This is a genomic window from Negativicutes bacterium, from assembly GCA_021372785.1.
GTDB lineage: Bacteria > Bacillota > JAAYKD01 > JAAYKD01 > JAAYKD01 > JAJFTT01.
In genome coordinates this window covers 1-20,163 of the sequence record JAJFTT010000045.1, presented here as the reverse complement: position 1 = coordinate 20,163, position 20,163 = coordinate 1, and the positions used below count along the sequence as shown (strand labels likewise).

Below are 20,163 nucleotides of genomic sequence, written 5' to 3'. Positions count from 1 at the left end.
CGCAGCGCTGCCTTACCAGCCGCAATCAATACGAACCCGTCCGATCCGGCGGGGAAAGCGATGAAGTGAATCAAAAAGATTGAGAAGTATTCCACCATTCAAGTCCAAGATGTGGTATAATGAACAGAGTGCTAGAAAATTCGATTCTACTATTGTTCTATGGCAAATCTCATATCTATAAAAAATCAGCTTGCATAGTGCATAGTTCAACCTGAACCGAGGGAGGTACCAACGATGTCCGTAAAACCGATTTTTATCAGTATCAACCGTCCCCCATATTGCAAGACATTTGAGGCTGATTTTGAGTATAACAAAGGCTTGGCAACCGCTCAAAAACAAAAGAATATCATCGCAATCCATGATGTTTTCACCGGAAAATATCCCGGGAAACAAATTTTAGAAATCTCCGCCAAAGCCACCCACCCGCTTGGTCTGGCACTGTGTGCTTTTCAACTGGAAAAACAGGTTCCCAGTCTGGGAAAGAGCATCGCCATTGAAAACATCTACCAAGCCAGCCAAATTTTTGAAAAGGGCGGCCCCTTTTTGGAAATTTACGATTTAAAGCCGAAAACCGCCAGGAAATTCGCGGAATTGAAAACAAACGGAAAACTGATCGGCTTTCGCTATGAAGATCAGCAATTCCCGCCGGAGCCGAAAACCGGTTTTTATACTTTCCTTTATGTCAATGCTTTAATGGAAAGCAAAGAACTGGCGGAGCAACTCTTACTGTATGACGCTTTTACTGACATTGATTTCAATTCCGAAAAAAACGTAAACAGCGCCGCCAGGGCCGCCGCTGTTTTTGTCGCCTTATCCCGCTTAAATCTATTGGAGAAAGCACAAAACTACGAAACATTTGCCGCCTTGTTCCGCACTCCCCTGCCGCGCAAGAATGAGAATAAACAGATGACCAGCAGCATCAATTTGATCAAGGGTGATATCACCACGATCAGCCGAATCGATGCGATCGTCAGCGCCGGAGACACCAAGCTTTCCGGCAGCGGCAGCCTCGATAAGCCGATCCATAAAGCAAGCGGCAAAGAACTGAAAGAAGCGCTGAAAGACCGGACCATCCGGACCGGCGAAGCGATCATCACCGCCAGTTATAATTTGGAAAGCGCCGACTACATCATTCATACCGCCGGTCCCAAATATAACAGAGGCAACAGCGGTGAAAAGGAATTACTGCAGAGAACCTACCAGGCCTGTCTTGATTGCGCCAAGGAAAATGGTCTTTACTCCATCGCATTTCCCTGTATCAGCGTTGGCGCCTATCGTTATCCCAAGGTGGAGGCAGCCAAATTAGCGCTGCAGGCGATACGAAAATGGTTTGAGAATAATACCTACGCCTTAGCAGTCACCTTGGTTTGCGCTACGGATGACGAAACCGAGGTTTATCAAAGAGTCTTGTCCGCTTATGCGAAAGATGAAATGAAAAAACAAAATTCTGTTTTGCCAAAGCAAAACTTCGAGCAGGGACAAACGATCTATCACAAAGTGTGGGGTGAAGGTATCTTGACCCAGGTTACCGAAACGCAAATCAACGTTCAGTTTAGCACGGTCGGCAAAAAAGTTCTGATGCGGGATTGGGTCAATAAAAATTGCCGGGTCCACTGAAAAAGTGAACGGCTGGTCGTTATGCCAAAAGCAACTCCATGTCCGGCTGGGGTTGTTTTTTTGTAGCAGCCAGCCTTTTCAGCGGCTGCAGTTACAGTCTCCATACTTTTTTAAAATCCATGCCTTTCGCAGTGCTCAAGGCACAAATAGAGATGAAAAGGATGCAAACAGTTCCTTTTCACGCTACCTTCCTCCAATCATTTTGCCGCTGCTCAAAATCACAATCCAACAAGGCCGCTCATTGTCTGACAAGAAGCGGATTTTTTCTAAAGCATGGTCACTGTTTCACTCAAAGGCTTACGCTGATGATGCATAGCGGAAGGTGTAACGCCGGGAGCAGGATAACCCAAGGGCAGCAGGCAGAATGGTTCGACTCCTTCCGGCAGACAGAACGCTGTTTTGACCGCCGCCGTATCAAACCAGCAGGCCCAGGTAGAATCCAAACCCAACTCTTTCGCTTGCAGCATCATGTGGGTATTGACAATACTGACATCCATTTCCGTGGAATTGCGCCGGTTGAACGGATTGACCCAACCCTCTTTCAGATCGCCGCAGACCAAAAGGACGATCGGGGCGTTAAAAGCGCAACGGGCAATCGCGCGGATTTTCAGCAGCGCTTCCTGACTCTGCAGAACATAAATCCGCTGCGGCTGAAGGTTTTTAGCGGTGGGTGCGACCCGGCCGGCTTCCAGAATTTTTTGTAATTTCTCCTGTTCCACCGCTTGATCCGCAAATTTACGGACGGAATAACGCTCTCTGATTAACTGGCTGAATTCCATTTTCTTCATCCTTTCTTGTTAAAAACCGTTCCATCGTCTCTTCGTAACAATTTAAAAAAAGCAGCAGGCAAGCAAGGTCATACCAAAATCAATCCTTATTTTCCCATCAAAAACTTGCCAAAGCTTATGGAGTGGTAAGTTGGAAAGCCACGCATCCGTTTCACTTTTTTATAAAAAAACAAGACAAGCGGAGCAAACCCTGCTATAATCAAAAAAGAAGTAAGCTGAAGGAGGATTCGATTATGCAAAAATACGCAATTCCTGCCGCTGCCGTCTTAGCGCCGGTGCCGGCTGTTTTAATTTCCAGCGGTGACGCACCGGAAAATTACAACATCGCCGCCGCTTCCTGGACCGGTACCGTCTGCAGTAAACCGCCGATGACCTATGTTTCCTTCCGGCCGGCCACCCTCTCCCAGGGGATCCTCTGGCGCACAAGAGAATTCGTCATCAATTTGATCACAGAGGACCAGTGCGAGACATTGGATTGGTGCGGCAGAGTCTCCGGGCGGGAACATAACAAATGGCTGGAAGCCGGCCTGACCCCGATGACCGCCCAAAAGGTCAGAGCCCCCCTGATTGCCGAATGTCCGGTCAATATAGAATGTAAAGTCACGCAAGTGCTGGAACTCGGCTCTCATTTTATGTATCTGGCGGAAATTGTTGCCGTCAATGCGGATGAACGGTTTCAGCGCGAGGGAAAATTGGATCTCAGCAATTTTAACACGATCGTCAACCGCGGCAGCACTTATGTCCGTTTGGGCGAGCCGCTTGCCCGCATGGGTTTCTCCCTGCACAAGGAAAAATAATTACGATTTTTCAGCAAAAGCCATTGGCATAAAATCCAATGGCTTTTTTTGCATCTCTTATTTTACAGCGCACGGTTTGACTGCAGCCGGAATGGGGCACTGATAGCCGTCCGGACCCACCCGTTCAATTAGCTCGGCTTTGGCTGCGGCTAACAACTGCGGCTGTAAAATCAAATCCAAACCAACACCGGCCATGGCTTTGGCAGCCGTCAGCATGCCGTCGTGAGCCCAATCTTCTTTGCCTTGGGCAACCTGCTGCCAGGAATGTCCCGGTGTATTCAGCGCGTAACAACTGCAGCGGCATTGAACCGTGGGAGTCAGCCAGGAAACGTCCGAAACATCGGTGGAACCGGAGGAAACTTTCTCACTGGTCTGATAAGGCAGCAGTTTCGCCGAAATAGGATGTTCCGACAGTTCCGACGCCAGCTTTTTGCCGGCGCGCTCGCCAAACATCCCTATCAGAGTTTTCAAGGTGCTGCCTTTTTCCTCCGCACTGAGAGATGCCTGAATACTCTCGGCGTAAGCAATTTCCCGGGCGGTCGGCTGGCGTTCCGGAATCAATTGTAAGTTTTCATTCATTACTTTTTCCAAGGTTTCATTGGGGATCAAATTGGAACATGCCTTGTCAATCTGAATTTCCAGCTTGGTTTGGGTCATCATAGCAGCGCCGCGTGCAATATCGCTGACGCGCTCAAAAATATCCTGCACCAAGTTGTTTTTCGGAGCCCGGATTAAGTAGAGCACTTCGGCTGACGACTGCACGACATTGGGGCTCTTGCCGCCCGCGTCGATTAAAGCGTAATGCACTCTGGCTTCGGAAATGATATGTTCCCTCAAATAATTGACGCCCACATTCATCAGTTCCACAGCATCCAGCGCGCTGCGGCCTAAATGCGGCGAAGCGCCGGCATGGGAAGCCCGGCCGGTGAATTTGTAATAGACCTGGATATTTGCCAAAGTAGAACCAACCGATGTTTGCGTCATAGCGCTGCCGTGCCAGGTAATCGCCGCATCGAGCGCCTGAAAAACCCCCTGCCGCGCCATAAAGGCTTTGCCGGATCCGCCTTCCTCACCCGGGCAGCCGAAATATTGGATGGTACAAGCGAGATGGTTTTCTTTGACGTAGTCACGCAAGGCAACCGCGGCGGCCAAAGCGCCGCTGCCAAGTAAATGATGACAGCAGCCGTGCCCGTTTCCTCCGGGCACAATGGCTTCCCGCCGGGTGCTGCCGGCTTTTTGGCTCAGGCCGGAAAGTGCATCAAATTCCCCCAGGAAACCGATGACCGGTTTCCCCTCGCCCCAAGTGCCGACAAAGGCACAGGGAATGCTTTCGCCAAGATCGGTCAGCGCAAAACCTTCGGCTTGCAGCGCCTCGATTAAAGCGGCCGAAGAAAGATGCTCCTGAAAACGGGTTTCGGGGGTTTCCCAAATCCGATCGCTTAAAGCGGACCATTGGTTTTTTTTCTGATCGACCAGCTCGAATAAGTGTTGTTTCGACATGACTTTCATCCTTTCCGATTTATCATTTCCTACTGCCCTGCCGGCAAGCGGAAGAACACCCATTTTTATGGCAGTTATTTGTAAAAAAGCACTTGCATTTTGTGACGGACTCGCTATAATAGAATTAATCGCGGTAGCAGCGAATTCGCGGAGGGATCAAGGCAACTTGTCACTTACGAATGTCTGCCGACGTCTGCGAGCATAAACCGTCTCTACTGTTTTGGTAGCAGACCGTGGCCGAGGCCGGCTCATTAGTCAGACGATGCGAGGGCTTGCGGCGGTTGTTGATCAACCGCCGGAGCGATTTTGAATTTGAAACCTCAGAGATGATTCTCCGGGTTTTTTTTTTAATCTATTCGCAGAGCAGGGCGGCAATATCCGCCTCGAACAGAGCCTTAAAGAGCATCGTCATGCCATATTGGTCGTCTGTACCGCTCAATTCGCGTACCGAATGCATGGCAAGCATGGGATTGCCGATATCGACCGTGGTTGCGCCATAGGCCGCAGCCATGATAGGACCGATGGTGCCGCCGCCGCGTGCATCACTGTGATTGACTAAAATTTGATAGGGAATCTGATTCTCGGCACAGAGCCATTTAAAGATCGCCGTACCGCGGCTGGAAGTGGCATAAGATTGGAAGTTGGCCAGTTTAAGGACGGGACCTTGGTTCAGGTAGACCGGGTGATTCAAGTCGCTTTTAGCGGCGTAACCCGGATGCACCGCATGCGCCATATCGGCAGAGAATAATAGGCTGGCCGACATCGCCCGATATTTATCTTCCACGCTGAGCTTCAATTTCTCACAGATACGGTCGATTGCCATCATCAGGCTGTTGCTGCGGGCACCGCGGGTGGAATTGGAGCCGATTTCTTCGTGGTCATACGCGACCGCGATCGTATTCTGCTCACTGTCTGCGGCAACCGCTTCCAATAAACCGCAAAAAGCCGCATACACCATAGCCACATCATCCAGGTGAGGCGCGGAAATCCATTCCTCCTTCTGACCCACAAAACAGGCGGGCTGGATATCGATCGGCTGCAATTCAAAACTTAAAATATCCTCCGTCCGGACGCCGGATGCTGCCGCCAACCAATTCATGAATTGTTTTTCTTTGCCTTCATTCAAAGCGAAGAAAGGGCAAAGTTCCGTTTGAGCGCTGACTTTGGCATTTTCGTTGACATCACGAACCAAATGGATAGCGGCGCTGGGAATAATCAAAATCGGCTGATTGATTTGTACGGAAACGTTCTCAATACCCGCCGCTGTTTTGACACAGATTCGTCCGGCTAAGCCAAGCGGACGGTCAAACCAACCGCGAATGATCGGCCCGCCATAGATTTCGATCATCAAACGTTCCACATTTTGCTCGATGATGCTGCCAACCGGTTTGATTTTCAATGCCGGCGAATCATGATGCGCTGCGCCGATCCGGAAGCCATGGGCAGCAAGCTCTTTGCCGCCCAGACGGAAGGCGACCAGCTGCGTGCCGTCTTTGACAAAGTAATAGAGCTGTTTTTGCTGCAATTGCCAGGGTTGACGTTCCTGTAATTCCACCGCCCCCGCAGTCTGCAGCATTTTCTTTAAAGCGATGACCGATTGAAACGGGGTAGGAGAGGCATCCAGGTGCGCCAGCAGGCGTTGGGCATACTCTTTTTTCATCTGTCAGGTTCATCCTTTCTGATTCACTTGATTGATCACGAAACCAAATCAAACAGCGATTCGGTTTTCGCGGAACGCTATGTCGCGAGCCAAAGCGGCTGCAGACCAAACGGTATCACAAAAGCAACCTTTTCAGGCAGCATGGTCATATCGACCGTTTCCGCACTGAAAAACTCACCGTCAATGCAAACATGCAGGGGCCGCCGGCCGACGATGCGGACGCGGCGATGCTTGCCGTAATAAAGAATCTCCTGCAAACCCGGCTGCCCGATATGCTCGCCGCGTTGATAAAAAGGAATATATTTCAGTATGGTCATCCTGCCGGCATAGCGAAAAAAGCAGGCATCCAGCATGCCGTCTGTCGGTATCGCCAAAGGGGTTGCCTGATAACCGCTGCCATAGGTCGTGCCGTTGCCGAAGGCGGCCAGGATGAATTTCTGATCCGGCTGCCTGATGCCATCCAATTCGATGGTCATCTCCACGCCATAGCGGTGAAAGAAACAAAAAGCCAGCGCCAAGTTATAAGCCATCGGCCCGCTGACCCCCGGCAGGTATTGAAATTTCGTTTTAAAATAAGCGGATTCCGCATCAAGCCCCACATTCAGCAGATTCAAAGCGTAATGCTCATTCGCCTTGATCACATCCACCAGCACAGCCCGACCTTTGACCAACGCCTCGAGATTGAGAAAGTCCCCGACCTTGCCAAAACACTTGAGAAAATCATTGCCGGAGCCCAGCGGGACTACCGTCATCTCCCAGTTTTCCTGACCCATGGCGCCGTGCAGCACCTCGTTCATGGTGCCGTCACCGCCGCAGGCATAAAAACGTATGCTCTCACTGCCGCCGGTCAGTCGTTCCCGCACCAAACCAACGGCATGACCGGCATACTGGGTGAAAAGAATCTCATAATCCAATTGCAACCGCCGCATCAATGTTTCGACTTCTCCGACAAAAGCGGTAAAATTCCGTCTGTGTCCTGCCTTGGGATTTACGATAAAAACATGTTTCATGCCGCGCCCCGTTTCTGAATGCGTTTTTTTTGGATCCTAAGACAGTTCCGGCAAACAGTACTTTTTTCCACAGGCAGCCGCGGAATTCCTGCCTGCGAAATAATTTGAGCGGTTTCCCAATCGGCGCATGCGGCTGCCTGATCTGGTTTTTCTTTTCTGCGGATAAGAAAACAAGCTTGCGCTTTCTGACAAATGATGTTATAATTTATCAAAATATTACAGATACATTTATGATATATTATATTATTTTACAATTGATAGATCCGCTGCCAGGGAGGATTCTGCAATGAATTTAAAAACTCAACTCACCTCTTGGTATTATGGAGATTACAACAAATTCTTTTTTCAAAAGAACAAAAAGACGATCCGGCAGGAAAATGCGGACTCTCTGTGTAAAGTCAGCGCGGCTGCCGGTCTCCTTGCCCTCTTAATGTTTTTTTCTACCCTAAGGGTCGTCTATCTGACCAATCTGCGCAGCAGTTATTTTATTTTCAATTTTATTTTTTGGTCTTTTGCCTTGTTTGCCCACGCAGTCATCAGAAAAAAGCCGCAGTACTCCGGTTTCGCTCTGTATGCTTTTATGATCATGATTTATCTTTTTTCCTATTATATCAGCGTGATTAACAACAGCAGCTCCGCAGCCAGTACCTTTTTCGTCTTTCAAATTGCGCTGCCTATTCTTTTCTTAATTCCCCCCGGAGAAGCGGCCGTCTTCAGTCTGATCGTAACATTGGGTTTTTGTAAATTATGTTTTCTATGGAAACCTTTGGACCTTGCCGTTTCAGATACGATTAACGGTTTGGCCAGTTTCTGTATCGGTTTGATTCTGACCTATTTTGTGGTCAATCTGCGCTTAAAGAGCATTGACCGGCAAGCACTGCTGGAACAGCAAAGAGATACGGATGTGCAAACCAATCTGCCCAACCGCCGTAAATTCAACCACATCATCGAACAAACTTTTCGTGAATTTCACTCCTCACCCAGAAATTTCTATGTGCTGATGATGGATGTCGACTACTTCAAAGCCTATAACGATACGTTCGGGCACGTGCAGGGCGACAGCTGCCTGGAATCACTCGGTATTATCTTTCATCAATTTGCCAAAGAAAATTCTATTTTCTTAGCGCGCTATGGCGGCGAAGAATTTGTAGCCATTGACACTCTGCATACGAAAGAAGCGATCGAACGCCTGGGCAGGCAACTGATCCTGCAAACGGCGGCTCTGAAAATCAGCCACCCCAAGTCGCCCTATGGTATCATTACGTTAAGCGCAGGTTGTGCCGGATTGCTGGAAACGCAGGCTGAAAACTATATGATGCTGGTCAATTACGCGGATGATGCCCTCTACCAAGCCAAGCATACCGGCAGAAATTCTCTGGTCATTTGGGAAAAAGGGACGACCAGGCAACCCGATCTGACCGGCGACGGGATGGACGAGACTTGACACTCCCCATAGCGAAAGCAAGGGGTTTTACGGATTACTCGATAAGCCGATGAAAAAACCGGAGCACGCTGAAACGTTAAGCATTCAACGTGCTTTTTTAATGCGCAGGCACAGACCGGCCGCAACAGCCGCCGCGCAGCAAATTGGCTGAAGCATACGCTGCCGTCTCCTTTACAGCCAATTCCAATCCGGTAGATATTCCTCACTGGCGGCGCTGCGCTTTTGAAAGAACCCATTCTCCAACCCCAATTCCAACAGCGCGTTGGCCACCTTAGTATATTCCCGCCTGGTAATACGCCGCTGTAATTCTGCAGGCAGCGTCAGTCCGGCCGGCGGACAATATTGCGCCATCAGACTGATATAAACTCCTTTGGGCAGCGCTTCCGCCAGCCATTGCAAGGCGGCAATCGAATTTTTGGTATGTCCGGGTAAAATCAAATGCCGGATCATCAAACCGCTCTGCATCATCCCATCCGGATCATGCTGCGGCAGCCCCACCTGACGGTACATTTCCAGAATCGCCGCCTGCGCTTTCTGCGGATAATCGGCGGCGCCTGAATACTGCAGCGCCAAATCCGCCTGATGATATTTATAATCCGGCAAATAAATATCCACCAAACCCTCCAGCTGGCGTAACGTTTCCACCCGTTCATAGCCGCTGCTGTTATAGACAACCGGAATCCGGAGCGGCTGCAAACGCAGCGCCTGCACAATCAGCGGCACATAAGGCGTCGGGCTGACTAAATTGATATTATGCGCTCCCGCTGCCTGCAGTTCCTGAAAGATAGCGGCCAGCTGGGCGGCATTCACTGCTTTACCGCAGCTGCGGCGGCTGATCCGATAATTTTGGCAGTAGCTGCAGCGCAGCACACAGCCGCTGAAAAAGACGGCTCCCGAACCAGATTGACCGCTGAGATTGGGTTCCTCACCAAAATGCAGGGCGGCCCGGCAAACACCGGGCAGCCACGGCAGACCGCAATAGCCTTTGGATTCCCCGTGTTCCTGTCTCATCACACCGCACTGACGGGGACAGAGCGTACATCGCTGTTGTTCCATTACTTGCGCCACTCGACAAAGGTGCGGTCTTTTTGATCGGCGCCATAGAAAAGTCCCATCCTCTGCAGCTGATCATCCGCGCCAAAATCATATTTCCACCACAGTGCATAATCTTCGGAGTAGCACAAATAGCTGCGTCCGCCATTCACGGGCAGCCCCAGTTTGTCCAATACCTGGCGATTACTAAAAGCAAAGGTGACTCCCTTGATGCTGTATTTGGCCGGATCCGTTTGCTTTTCGGCCAGCAAGCTGAAACCGCTGATCACGAGCAAGGCGTTTTTAACCGAGAGATTCACTTCTAAATCCGCATATTGCGCGAGCGGCAGTCCGGTCATTTCTGAATTCACCGTTTGCTCCGGTTCGCCATACAGTGTTTTAAAATCAGCAAAGGGCCGGTTGATCCAATCGAATAATTCAATCGGCAGTGTTTCCGCCGAACCCGCTGCGGGAAGCTGCGGCAGGGGATCCGCTGTTTTTTCTGCTTCTTTCACTTTGCCGCAGGCAGAAAAAACAAGCAAGACGAATAGACAAAGCAGAGCAATGATGATTGTATGCTGACGGTTATTTGTCATGCGAACCATTCCTTTCCTGATAACGCGCATCGGTCTGTCTGTTACTTTTCGTGCCGCTCTCTTTCATCTCCTGCTTTTTCTGGTTTCTCTCGTTTTGGCAGCCCGGAAGCGCGAAAAAACAAGAAGGGTTTCACCGTCTCCGGGGCGTAATAAGAGAAGGATTCTTTGATCATTTTATAATCGAGGAGGAGCTTTCGATGTCTTCTGTCAGATTGGTTGAGGATTATCGCGGCGGTATTTTGGAAAATGTCCACCGCGGTTTTATTGTTGTCGTCAATGACCGGGGTGAGGTAATCGCTTCGGCCGGCGACCCGAATCAAGTGGTATTTTACCGTTCCGCTTCCAAGCCCCTCCAGGCGCTGCCGGTTTTAGCCCATGGCATAGACCGTTTGTTCGGCCTGACACCGGAAGAAACCACGGTGATGGCGGGCTCTCATTTGGGCGAACCTTTCCATGTTGCCGCCATCGAGTCGATCTTGCGTAAAATCGGCTGCAAGGAAGAGGATCTTTGCATGAAACCGACCTATCCCGGCTACCTGCCGCGCCGCACTGAATTGATCTGCGCCGGTTTGCCAAAGCGAAAAATCTACCACAACTGCTCCGGAAAGCACTGCGCCGCCCTGGCAATTTCCCGCTATCTCGGCGTTCCGATCGAAGGCTACTGGCAGCCGGAACATCCGGCGCAGCAGGAAATTCTGCGCTGCATCAGTTATTTTACCGAACTGGCGCCGGAGCAGATCGGCATCGGGGTGGACGGCTGCGGTGTTCCCGTGTTTGCGGTGCCGCTATGCAATATGGCATTGGGCGCAATGAAGATGGCTTGTCCCGACCGGATCCGCGATCCGCTCTGGGCGGAAGCGGCCGACCGGATGGGGCACAATATGAATCGCTATTACCGGATGGTCACGGGCAGCAATTATATCTGTTCTTTGAATAATATGGATGACAATCTGGTCGCCAAAGGCGGCGCTGAAGGCGTCTATACCATCGGGATGAGAAAGCAGCGCCTGGGTATCGCTTTTAAGTGTGAGGACGGTACGGAAGTTTGCTGGCCGCTGATCATCAATGAAATATTCCGTCAGTTGGGTTACGAAAACGAAGCCGGCCGGCAGCGGATGCTCAGCTTAACCAAACCCTATGTCATCAACGACAACGACGAAGTGGTGGGTGAAAAGAAGATGGCCTTCCATTTGTTTCCGACCGCCCGGTAAGCACCCGCTTCTGTGCGGAACAACCTAGAAAGGAACCGATGTTATGACTTCAGAGGTCAAAATCATCTCCTGCGATCCTTTTTATCTGACTCCCGTCTTTACGGCTCTGCCGCAGTTGCAGACGGAGGATTATCTGAGCCGCCTGAGCCTGCTGCAGGAACGCATGCAGAGCGCCGGTCTGACCCATCTGCTCGTTTACGCCGACCGGGAGCACTTTGCCAACATGGACTATTTAATCGGTCATGATCCGCGCTTTGAAGAAGCCCTGTTGATTCTTGACACAGACGGAGCCCGCACGCTGCTGGTGGGCAATGAAGGCTGGGGGCACAGCAGCCGGCTGCCGGTGCAAACCCGGCGGATTTTACATCAGACTTTCAGCCTGCAGGGGCAGCCGCGGCAAAAGACAAAACCGTTGGCGCGTCACCTGCGCCGGGCGGGGATCGGCAAGAACAGCCGGCTGGGTCTGATCGGTTATAAGTATTTTCTGACGCATGAAGTAAAAGACGCGGAACATCAGACCGATCTGCCGGCTTACCTGCTGGAAGAGATTTACCGGCTGACCCCGCGCGCTCAGGTGTGGAATTTCACCGCCAGCCTGACCGGTTTGCCGGACGGCCTCCGCCTGCGTCTTTGCAGCGCCAAAGAAGTGGCGATTTATGAGCAAATTGCCGAACGCACCGCCCAGAGCGTGATCCGCATGCTAAAATTCTTAAAACCCGGGATCAGTGAACTCGAACTGAGCTCGCTCGCCGCTATGGATGCGCTGCCGATTTCTGCTTTCCCCATGATCAACTTCGGCGCGCAACATGTGGCGAACGGCTTGCGTTCACCCAATGAACAGACGCTGCAATTGGGTGATCCGGTTTGTATCTGCCGGGCGCTGCGCGGCGCTCTGGTTTCACGCGCCGGCATTGCCGCCTATGACGAGGCGAGCCTGCCGACGAACTTGAAAAAAGTGACCGAGCAATTCTACCGGCCTTTTTGGGCGGCCATGGCAGCCTGGTATGAGACAGTGGGGATCGGAGTGAGCGGCGGAGAGCTGTATGAGAGCATCTTCTGCCGCATCGGCAGCAGGCGCTTTGGCGTCAGCCTAAATCCCGGCCATCATATCGGCGCCGACGAATGGATCAATTCCGAGGCGGCGGCTGGTTCGACTCTTACTTTAGCGGAGGGCGCCTATCTGCAAAGCGATGTCATCGCCTCCCACGCAAAACCGGTCTATTCCGCCATCATGGAAGACGGACTTGTTTTGGCGGGAACAGATCTGCGCCGCGCGCTCGCCGCAGAATATCCCCTGACCTGGCAGCGCATCCAGGAGCGCCGCACTTTTATGCGGACCAGGCTGGGTATTGGCATCAAACCGGAAGTACTGCCGCTGTCTTCTCTCTGCGGTATATATTTTCCCTATTTTTTAAACTGTAACCGCATCTTCAGCAAAGCGGAATAGGAAGTGGCAAGATGAAGAAATACCGTTTGGGTATTGATTTGGGAGGTACCAATCTGGTTGCGGCTTTGCTGGACATCGATCAAATCAAAGCCGGACGCAGCGGCATCATCGAAAAGATCCTGCTGCCAACCCCCTGGCAGCAAGGTTATCCGGGCGTGGCGGCGGAAATGGCGCAGCTCTGCCGGCAGCTGCTGCAGCGGCAGCAAATCGGCATCGAACAGGTTGCTTATGCCGGTATCGGCTCGCCCGGCGTGATTGACGTGCAACACGGCATCATTGTTTACACCAGCAATCTGCATTTCCAGAACGCTCCCATCACGGACGCGCTGGCACAGCAGCTGGGGTTGCCGGTTTATTTGGCCAATGATGCCAACGCGGCCGCCCTGGGCGAAGCAGCGGTCGGTTCCACCCGCGGCTGCCGTCACTCGGTCGTAATTACCTTAGGCACCGGCGTGGGCGGCGGCGTAATCGCCGACGGCAAGCTGCTGGTCGGTTTCAACGGAGCGGGCGGTGAATTGGGACATCATGTCATTGCCGCCGGCGGCGCAGAGTGCAGCTGCGGCCGCAGGGGCTGTTGGGAAGCTTATTCCTCCGCAACCGGTCTGCTGCGGCTGGCCAAGACGATGCTGCCGGACTACCCCGCTTCCCTGCTTTGGCAGGCAGCCGACGCCACCGGCGGTCTGGGTGATTGCCGTGCTGTCTTTCGTGCCTATGACCGGGGCGACGCGGCAGCGCACAGCATCCTGGCGGAGTACCTGAAAATGCTGGCTGTCGGGATTGTCAATATCGTCAATCTCTTCCAACCGGAAGTTCTGGCGATCGGCGGCGGCTTAAGCGCCCGCTGCGATCTCTTTATCCCTTATCTGCAGGCTGCGCTGCGGCGGGAAGTCTATGCTTACCGCTGGATTCAGCAAACAAAAATCGTGGCGGCGACACTCGGCAATGATGCCGGTCTGATTGGCGCCGCTATTTTGGCCGAAGATGAATTCATTCAACAGGAGGTATGCCATGTCTCGCCGTTATGAAAAAATCCAAACTACCGTTCGCTTTTTGCAAGAAAAGTTACCTGATCTGCCGGAAATCGCCCTGATTCTGGGTTCCGGGCTGGGACCGCTGGCCGATCGGATTGAAGATCCGCTTTCTCTGGACTATCAGGCCATTCCCGGTTTCGCCGCTGCCACAGCGCCGGGTCATCGCGGCCGTCTGGTTTACGGCAGGCTGGGCGGCAAGCGCGTCCTTGTGATGCAGGGACGTTTTCATTATTATGAGGGACACGATATTTCGGCCTGCATTTTTCCCGTGCAAGTTTTTGCCGCCTTAGGCATTTCCCGTCTGCTCGTCTCCAATGCGGCCGGAGGGATCAACCGACGCTTCCACCCGGGCGATTTGATGCTGCTGAGCGATATCATTACGCTCTTCTGTCCTTCTCCTTTGCGGGGGGGAAACATGCCGGAACTGGGTTCCCGCTTCTTTGACATGAGCTTCACTTTTGACAAGGAGTGGCGGGAATTAGCGCATGCCGTCGCCCGCGAACAGGATTTTGCCCTGCAGGAAGGGGTCTATGTTTTTACGCCGGGACCTCATTTTGAAACGCCGGCGGAAATTCTTGCCCTGCGCGGCATGGGAGCCGATGCCGTCGGCATGTCAACCGTACCGGAAGTGATCGCCGCACGGCACGCCGGCCTGAAAGTTCTCGGGATTTCCTGCATTACCAACATGGCTGCCGGCATGCTCAATCAGCCGTTGAGCGGCGATGAAGTCAATCAGACCGCGCAACTGGCGGAAGAGCGTTTCTGCAATTTTGTCAGCCGTCTGATGGAACGGCTTTAAGGGGGAATTGACGTGAAACTTCTCATCCGCGATACGACAATCCTCACAGCCCGCAGTGATTTTCCGGTCCTGACGCATCAGGATCTGGCGGTCGAGGACAAACGCATTGCTTTCATTCGACCGCACGGCGAGAACAAAGCCGCTTTTTTTCAGGCGGAACGTACGCTCGACGGCAGCCGCCTCGTCCTCTTACCCGGTCTCGTCAACAGCCACTGTCATGCTTATATGGTTTATTTTCGCAATTACGGCAGCGGTCTCAATCTGCAGGATTGGCTTTTTACGAAAATCTTCCCGGCCGAAGCGCGTCTGACCGAAGCAGACTGCGCCTGGGGAACGGCGCAGGGATTGCTGGAAATGCTGCGCAGCGGCATCACGGCGGTCGCTGATATGCCGCTGATGCCGGTTTCCGGCATGCAGGTCATCGAGCAAAGCGGGATGCGGGCAGCGACCGGACATGCCATCTTCCAAACCGAATTCAACCCGCCCGCCTGTAAAACGCTCTTCCGCAGTTTTGCAGCCAACTACCGAGACTATCACAACCGGGCGGACGGCCGCATGAAGGTTTATGCCACCGTGCACAGCGGTTATCTCTATCCGCCGGAACAATTGGCGGAAGGCGCTGCCTGGCTGAAAGAAAACGGCTACCGCGTGCATACGCACCTGCATGAAACCGCCAAAGAAGTAGAGGACGATCTCCGCCTCTATGGTCAGCGGCCGCTGCAGCGCTTTGCCGCCCTGGGTTTATTGGGGCCGGGCAATCTGGCCGCGCATTGCCTGCATCTTAACCCGGAAGACCGCCGGCTGCTCAGTGAAAGCCAAACTCTGGCCGTACCCTGCCCCACCAGCAACCTGCGTTTGGCTGCCGGAATGCCGGACATCCCCGCTCTGCTGCAAGCCGGCGTGCAGGTAGCCCTCGGTACCGACGGGTCCGGCAGCGGCAATGCCCTCAATCTCTGGAAAGAAATGCGCCTTGCTTCCTTACTCTCCGGCAGTCTCTACAAAGAGCCGGGTATTTTAAGCGATTTGGCTGTTTTACAGCTGGTCACCGCCACGCCGGCACAGGCAATCTTCGGCGATGAAACGACTGTACTCGGCAGATTAGAAGCCGGGGCTGCCGCCGATCTGATCGCGGTCAGCACCGATTCTCCGCATTTCCACCCGCTCAACGACCCGCTTGCCGCCGTAATCCAGCAGACGCAGCCGGCCGATGTTGCGCTGGTCATGGTCGACGGCGCAATTCTCATGGAACAAGGACAATTCACTAGTCTCGATGCGGAACGCATCAGCTATGAGGTGGAGAGACGCACACCCCGCCTGCTCGCCGGTCTCTAACCGGAATTTTTTGCAGATTCCCAACTCTGCTATCAGAAAATAACACCGGGATCCGTCAGAACAAAGGAGGTTTTTAACGATGAGCGCACCCATTAAACCGACGATTACGATCGATATCCTGGAACAGGTGGACATCCGTGTCGGCACGATTCTGCAAGTAGAAGATGTCGCCCGCTCCGCTAAACTGCTGAAACTCACCGTTGATTTCGGGGATTTCACACGCACGATTCTTTCCGGCATGAAAGGCGAGCGCAGCAATCCTCAGGAAATTGTCGGCCGGCAGGCTTTGTTCGTGGTAAACTTGGCGCCGCGCAAAATGGCGGGCGAGCGCTCGGAAGGCATGCTGTTCGATATCGGCTATGCCGACGGCATCACGCCGGTCTTAGCCTGCCCCGAAAAACCGGTTCCCAACGGCAGCCGTTTGGGTTAAGAATGAGAATTGCGGCATTGCTCCTGAATTTGCTCCCGGATCAACGGGAGAAAGAAAACCGGCCACCGAAAAACGGCCGCAGCCGGAGCGATCTGCTTTGGCCTGCAGTGTTCCGCACTTTATTACCCGGAAGATGCAAAAGGAGGTGTCTCGATGAAAGTTATGGTCAGCGGCGGTGCCGGTTACATTGGCTCGCACACCTGCGTCGCCTTGCTGCAGGCGGGTCATCAGGTGATCATCGCCGATAATTTCAGCAACAGTCAGCCTGAGGTGCTGCAAGCCATCCGTAAAATCAGCGGCAAAGATTTTATTTTTGCACAAATTGATGTCACTGATTCCAAAGCGGTGCAGACACTTTTTCAGACAGCAAAACCGGACGGGGTCATTCACTTTGCCGGTTTGAAAGCGGTCGGGGAATCCATGTCACAACCGCTCGCCTATTATCGCAATAATCTGCTGAGCACGATTGTCTTGGCGGAAGCTTGCCTTGCGCAGGATGTCAGGCAATTTGTCTTCAGTTCCTCGGCAACCGTCTATGGTGCGAATCCGTCACCGCTGCGGGAGGACATGGCTCTTTTGCCAACTACCAATCCTTACGGAGAAACGAAAGTGGTCAGCGAGCGAATCCTGACGGACACGGCGGCAGCCAACCCCGGTTTTGCCGTCGCTTTGCTACGTTATTTTAATCCGGTCGGAGCACACAGCAGCGGCCTGCTCGGAGAAAATCCGAACGGACTCCCCAACAATCTGATGCCGAATATTACCCGTGCGGCAGCCGGACGCCTGCCGGCCCTGCGCATTTTCGGCAGCGACTACGAGACGCCGGACGGAACCTGCATCCGCGATTATATCCATGTGATGGACTTGGCGGAAGGGCATCTCGCAGCGCTTGATCATCTGCGTGCAGGCACACAGATTTACAATTTAGGCAGAGGAGAAGGCGCTTCGGTTTTTCAGTTGATGAACGCCTTTGAAGAAGCAACGGGGAACAAAGTAGCCTATCAAATAGAGGCACGCCGTCCGGGAGATCTGGCTGTTTCTTATGCCGATGTCAGCAAAGCGGAACGGGAACTGCAGTGGCGGGCAAAGCGCGATCTGATCAGTATGTGCCGGGATGCCTGGCGGTACGAAGAAAATTTACTGAGAAAACCCGACCGCTGAGATCTCTTCATGTTCCAATCCAAAAAAACCCAAAGCAGACCAGTTTAAAATCCATTCCTTTCGCAATGCTCAGGACACAAATAGAGATGAAAAGGGTGCAAACAGTTCCTTTTCACGCTCATCCATTCCTTTCGCAATGCTCAGGGCACAAATAGAGATGAAAAGAAGGCAAACAGTTCCTTTTCACGCTACAACCCCTCCGTCCGGCGAAATTGCAAGCCGGCACCTTCTTGGTTTTTTATAACAGTTTCACCGTCCCGTCCGGGTGAGCCGCTAAAAACACAGAATTTTCCCAGCGGTGTCATCGCATGAAACTTGTCTCCCCGAGAGTACCATATAAAGAAAGCAGTGCCATATCCCAAGATAGCAGGCGCGATGCAGAGCAGGATATTTTAACCTTCACAGAGAATTGTTGGTAAGGAGAACTTTTCTTCTTGTTTTCACAGCAGTTCCTCCGCTTCTCACGATGTTTCTGCCAATTTCGAATAAATAGGAGGTAAAATTGATGAAAAGAAAATATGGCTTGCTTCTGTTGCTCGTCTTAAGCCTGCTTTTATCCGCCTGCAATGGCGGCGCCCCAAAACCGACTGCTCCGTCTTTAGAAAAAGCGGTCGTCGGTATTCCCCAGGATTTTGATTCGCTCGATCCGCACCGCTCCGCCGCCACCGGGACACAGGAAGTCATGCTGAATGTCTTTACCGGTTTGATTACCACCACGACCCAGGGTGAAATCATTCCTGATTTAGCCGTCAGTATCACGCCCAGCGACGATTTACTCACTTACACCGTAGTCCTGCGCACGGATGTCGTCTTTCATAACGGTCAGACCATGACCTCAGCCGATGTGAAATACAGTTTTGACCGGCTGTCCGGTAAAACTGAGGATCAAAAAGAAGCTTTGTCTTCCACCTTTAAGCTGGTTTCTTCCATCGAAACCCCGGATGCGAAAACAGTCATTTTCCATTTAAGCAGCATCGATGTCAGTTTCCTGTCCAAATTGATGGTAGCCGTGATTCCGAAAGACAGCGGGGCGCAGCAGGCAACGAAGCCCGTCGGCGCCGGCCCTTTCAAATTTGTTTCCTATACACCGGGAGTTGGTTTGAGTTTAGCCAAAAACACGAGCTACTACGGTAAACTGCCGGCGCTTGATCTGGTGGATTTCCGCATTTACACCGACACCACAACCGGTTTCTTGGCTTTGCAAACAGGCGAAGTGGACATTCTGAACATCACGTTGGATCAGTGCGCCAGCGTTGATCCGGCTAAGATCAATATCCTGGAAACACCGCAGAATATGGTGCAGCTGATGGCTTTGAATTTTGATGTCCCTGCCTTTGCCAAATTGCAGGTGCGGCAGGCACTCAATTATGCCGTCAACAAGACGGAGATCATCAAAATGTTGGGTCCCGGTTCACTGAAACTGGACACCAACTTCAGTCCGCTGATGGCTTCCTATTATAACAAGGAGACCGAAGGTTATTACAGCTATGATCCGGCCAAAGCGATCAGTCTGCTGGCGGAAGCAGGCGAAAGCAATTTACACTTTTCCGTCAAAGTGCCGTCCGAATATAAATTCCATATGGATACCGCTCTCTTAATCCAGGCGCAGCTGGCTGCCGTGGGGGTGACGATGGAAATTGTGCCGATTGAATGGAATACCTGGCTGGATGAAGTCTACAGCCAAGCCAATTATGAAGCAACCATCATCGGTTTGACCGGCAAATTGGACCCGGATGCCATTTTAGGACGTTACGCTTCGGATTTCCAGCGCAATTTTTACCATTATAACAACCCGGCTTATGATGCTATAATTGCCGCAGCCCGCGCTACCACCGATGTCAGTACGCGCAAACAGCTTTATGCGGAAGCACAGATGATGCTGACGCAGGATGCCGCGGCGCTCTACATCATGGATCCCTGCCTCTATCGTGCCGTCAACCGTCGCCTCAGCGGTCTGGAAACGTATCCGATCGGTTTTATCGATATGAAAACAGTCACCGTCAACAAATAAGCGATTGTTATCCGGAGCCAAAAGACTAACTATTAAAAGTCAATCCCCAAAATGAAAAAAACTGTGGATAGGCCGCCGCCCTATGACAAGCAGCAGCCAAATGTTGCGGAAAGATCAGCGAGGGCGACGGAGGCAATAAATTACCAGACCCAGCCACCCTTGAGCTTTCCAGCCTAGCATTTGGCTGCTTCTGCTTGTCAAGGGTTCGCTGCGCCGGCTGAGGTGTACAAGTTGTCGGCGAAGGCTCAAAAGGCAATTATGCCGCTCTTCGGTAACCTTCACCGGATTTCTGCATTG

At 52.3% G+C, this 20,163-nt stretch carries 17 protein-coding genes; 11 read left to right on the top strand and 6 right to left on the bottom strand.

Annotation, left to right across the window (positions count from 1 at the left end):
- Positions 1-234 precede the first annotated feature (234 nt).
- Positions 235-1,617 carry a macro domain-containing protein gene (locus tag LLG09_05980; protein ID MCE5196660.1) on the top strand — a complete coding sequence of 461 codons (1,383 nt, stop codon included), beginning with the start codon at positions 235-237 and terminating at the stop codon, positions 1,615-1,617.
- A 266-nt stretch (positions 1,618-1,883) separates the two neighbouring features.
- On the opposite strand, the gene LLG09_05975 is transcribed toward LLG09_05980, so the two are convergent.
- Positions 1,884-2,396: a nitroreductase family protein gene (locus LLG09_05975; GenBank protein MCE5196659.1), complete on the bottom strand. Its 513-nt coding sequence runs from the start codon at positions 2,394-2,396 to the stop codon at positions 1,884-1,886.
- Positions 2,397-2,638: 242 nt separating this feature from the next.
- Here LLG09_05975 and LLG09_05970 point away from each other — a divergent pair, with 242 nt between their 5' ends.
- Positions 2,639-3,202, top strand: a complete 564-nt coding sequence (locus tag LLG09_05970) for a flavin reductase family protein (GenBank protein MCE5196658.1) — start codon at positions 2,639-2,641, stop codon at positions 3,200-3,202.
- Positions 3,203-3,259: 57 nt separating this feature from the next.
- Here the strand turns inward: LLG09_05970 and LLG09_05965 are convergent, their stop codons facing one another.
- From LLG09_05965 to LLG09_05955, 3 genes are all read right to left on the bottom strand, one after another.
- Positions 3,260-4,711, bottom strand: coding sequence for a M20 family metallopeptidase (locus tag LLG09_05965; protein MCE5196657.1), 1,452 nt, complete (start codon positions 4,709-4,711; stop codon positions 3,260-3,262).
- Positions 4,712-5,054: 343 nt separating this feature from the next.
- A complete protein-coding gene (locus tag LLG09_05960) occupies positions 5,055-6,362 on the bottom strand; it encodes a M18 family aminopeptidase (GenBank protein ID MCE5196656.1) in 1,308 nt (435 codons plus the stop codon).
- 77 nt (positions 6,363-6,439) lie between these two features.
- Positions 6,440-7,372, bottom strand: coding sequence for a hypothetical protein (locus LLG09_05955; GenBank protein MCE5196655.1), 933 nt, complete (start codon positions 7,370-7,372; stop codon positions 6,440-6,442).
- Between the two features lie 286 nt (positions 7,373-7,658).
- Here LLG09_05955 and LLG09_05950 point away from each other — a divergent pair, with 286 nt between their 5' ends.
- Positions 7,659-8,816, top strand: coding sequence for a diguanylate cyclase (locus LLG09_05950; GenBank protein ID MCE5196654.1), 1,158 nt, complete (start codon positions 7,659-7,661; stop codon positions 8,814-8,816).
- Positions 8,817-8,987: 171 nt separating this feature from the next.
- Here the strand turns inward: LLG09_05950 and LLG09_05945 are convergent, their stop codons facing one another.
- Both LLG09_05945 and LLG09_05940 read right to left on the bottom strand, forming a co-directional pair.
- Positions 8,988-9,872, bottom strand: a complete 885-nt coding sequence (locus LLG09_05945) for a radical SAM protein (protein ID MCE5196653.1) — start codon at positions 9,870-9,872, stop codon at positions 8,988-8,990.
- Positions 9,872-10,444 (bottom strand): hypothetical protein, encoded by a 573-nt coding sequence (locus tag LLG09_05940; GenBank protein ID MCE5196652.1) that lies wholly within the window; start codon positions 10,442-10,444, stop codon positions 9,872-9,874. Before LLG09_05940 ends, LLG09_05945 begins: the two co-directional genes overlap by 1 nt.
- A gap of 197 nt (positions 10,445-10,641) precedes the next feature.
- On the opposite strand from LLG09_05940, the gene LLG09_05935 reads away from it, so the two are divergent.
- The 8 genes from LLG09_05935 (at position 10,642) to LLG09_05900 (ending at position 19,866) form a co-directional block, all read left to right on the top strand.
- Positions 10,642-11,655 carry an asparaginase gene (locus LLG09_05935; GenBank protein ID MCE5196651.1) on the top strand — a complete coding sequence of 338 codons (1,014 nt, stop codon included), beginning with the start codon at positions 10,642-10,644 and terminating at the stop codon, positions 11,653-11,655.
- 43 nt (positions 11,656-11,698) lie between these two features.
- On the top strand, positions 11,699-13,102 hold the full coding sequence (locus tag LLG09_05930; protein MCE5196650.1) for a hypothetical protein: 1,404 nt from the start codon (positions 11,699-11,701) through the stop codon (positions 13,100-13,102).
- An 11-nt stretch (positions 13,103-13,113) separates the two neighbouring features.
- The gene (locus tag LLG09_05925; GenBank protein MCE5196649.1) at positions 13,114-14,127 is read left to right on the top strand and encodes an ROK family protein; all 1,014 of its coding nucleotides are present in this window, start codon (positions 13,114-13,116) and stop codon (positions 14,125-14,127) included.
- Complete coding sequence (locus LLG09_05920; GenBank protein MCE5196648.1) at positions 14,111-14,932, top strand: purine-nucleoside phosphorylase; 822 nt, start codon at positions 14,111-14,113, stop codon at positions 14,930-14,932. The genes LLG09_05925 and LLG09_05920 overlap by 17 nt, the downstream gene beginning before the upstream one ends.
- Positions 14,933-14,944: 12 nt before the next feature.
- Entirely contained in the window at positions 14,945-16,264 is a 1,320-nt protein-coding gene (locus LLG09_05915; GenBank protein MCE5196647.1) for an amidohydrolase, read from the top strand.
- 79 nt (positions 16,265-16,343) lie between these two features.
- Positions 16,344-16,694: a tRNA-binding protein gene (locus tag LLG09_05910; protein ID MCE5196646.1), complete on the top strand. Its 351-nt coding sequence runs from the start codon at positions 16,344-16,346 to the stop codon at positions 16,692-16,694.
- A gap of 153 nt (positions 16,695-16,847) precedes the next feature.
- Entirely contained in the window at positions 16,848-17,855 is a 1,008-nt protein-coding gene (gene galE, locus LLG09_05905; protein MCE5196645.1) for a UDP-glucose 4-epimerase GalE, read from the top strand.
- A gap of 505 nt (positions 17,856-18,360) precedes the next feature.
- Complete coding sequence (locus tag LLG09_05900; protein MCE5196644.1) at positions 18,361-19,866, top strand: ABC transporter substrate-binding protein; 1,506 nt, start codon at positions 18,361-18,363, stop codon at positions 19,864-19,866.
- The last annotated feature ends 297 nt before the right edge of the window (positions 19,867-20,163 follow it).